The organism is Empedobacter sedimenti (assembly GCF_030005555.1).
Lineage (GTDB): Bacteria > Bacteroidota > Bacteroidia > Flavobacteriales > Weeksellaceae > Empedobacter > Empedobacter sedimenti.
This window is the reverse complement of the sequence record NZ_JASCQG010000040.1, coordinates 1-1,578: the sequence shown is the minus strand read 5'-3', so window position 1 is coordinate 1,578 and position 1,578 is coordinate 1. Positions and strand designations below refer to the sequence as shown.

2 protein-coding genes are annotated in these 1,578 nt (G+C 24.2%); one reads left to right on the top strand and one right to left on the bottom strand.

The window, feature by feature from the left end; all coding sequences use genetic code 11:
* Positions 1–808: 808 nt before the first annotated feature.
* Positions 809–1,249, bottom strand: a complete 441-nt coding sequence (locus QHG34_RS15810; protein WP_282631184.1) for a hypothetical protein — start codon at positions 1,247–1,249, stop codon at positions 809–811.
* Between the two features lie 93 nt (positions 1,250–1,342).
* Between QHG34_RS15810 and QHG34_RS15805 the strand changes: the two genes are divergently transcribed.
* Positions 1,343–1,578 (top strand): transposase (locus tag QHG34_RS15805; RefSeq protein WP_282631183.1); only part of this gene is annotated, 236 nt, incomplete at its 3' end.

The following is a 1,578-nucleotide window of genomic DNA, read 5'->3' as shown; positions in this document are numbered from 1 at the left end:
ACTTTTTATATAAAATTTAGTGATGCTGCACTTGTTGAAATGGCTTTCTTTTTTTTCGTTTTTTCTTTTCTAAAATGTGTTTTTTTAAGCTAATTTTTCTTAAAAAATCTCTTAAAATTTCAATTAGATGCAAGATATGGATTTGTCTATACAGAAAAATCACAACTTGCCTTTTTGGTAAAAAGGAAAATCAAAATTCGGAACTCATTTTAAAGGTAAAAAATAGGGGTAAAAAAAAGAGCGAGAGGAAACACGGGAACGTGTTTTTAATTTATTGGTTATCAGATATATATAATATTTTTAATTTTAAAATGTATGTATATTGTACATACATTTTAGTTTTTTATCTTATATTTAAATGTTAATCAATTCTTTACGAGTGTATTTATCTACATACATTTTGATATTTACCTAATTTTGGAGAAAATTATTTACAGAGAAAAAATAGGTATTCCGAATGAAAGTAGGAATAGCAAGCAGTAATCGGGGATACCCCGATTTGTTTTGTATTCCTATGATAATCAAGTGATTATAAAATATAATTACTAGTTTAGCTAAAATAAAGTAGTAATTATTGTTGTAATTTATTGATATGTAGTATAGTTAGTTGATTTTTAAAAGTAGTATTTCACAGAAATAAGCAAGTAGTATAAAATGCATCGTTTTATTAATTTTTATACTAAAATCAGAAAATAGCAAGGTGTGTTTTTTGTTGCAAAAAACTTAGGATAATGACATGAAAAAACCTCCAAATGGAGGTTTATATTTTACATAAAATGTGTTATAAGATTTTTTATTTTGAAACATATTAACAGCTTTCTTCAAAATAACACTTAGATAATTTATTGTTTTCAAACTCTAAAATAAGTTTAAAATCAGAATTAGTTGGGAATATTAGAAAATTATCTTCTTTATTAAAATTATAATATTTTTTAAATTCTTTAACAGCTTCTTCTTGTTTTATTTCTTTGTTTAAAATTATATTTTTTATTCTGAAAATTTGTTTTTCGGGTAAATTTTTGAAATTAATATTTTCTAATGAATAAACACTATTATTAGAACCTATAAATTGAAATCCAGTGTAATTTAATGTTTCAAAAACTGCATTTTGGGTTTCGTTTGAATAAGAACCACATTCATACTCTGGTTTAGAAATATTAATTGGTTTACCAAAATTTTTTATAATAGTATTTTTGTTTATTTCAAAAAGTAAAATATTATTTAGATAAATATCTTCTTTTAAATTCAAAACGTCATTAGTGTGTTTTTTTTCTTCTGAACAAGAGAATGGATGTCCTAACAAAAATTCCATAGTAAGAAAAGGTATAAAACTTATCTTAACATGATGAAAGGACAAAAAAATCATTACGATGCTTCTTTTAAATTACGAGCAGTAGAACTGAGTTACGAAAGAAGTAATATTTCCGAATTAGCTAGAGAACTTGGAATAAAATCCTCATTATTATATAAATGGCGCAAAGACTATCAAGAATACGGGTCGAATAGTTTTCCAGGAAAAGGTAATTTAAAACTAACGCCTGAACAGGAGCGAATAGTTGAATTAGAAAGAAAGCTTAA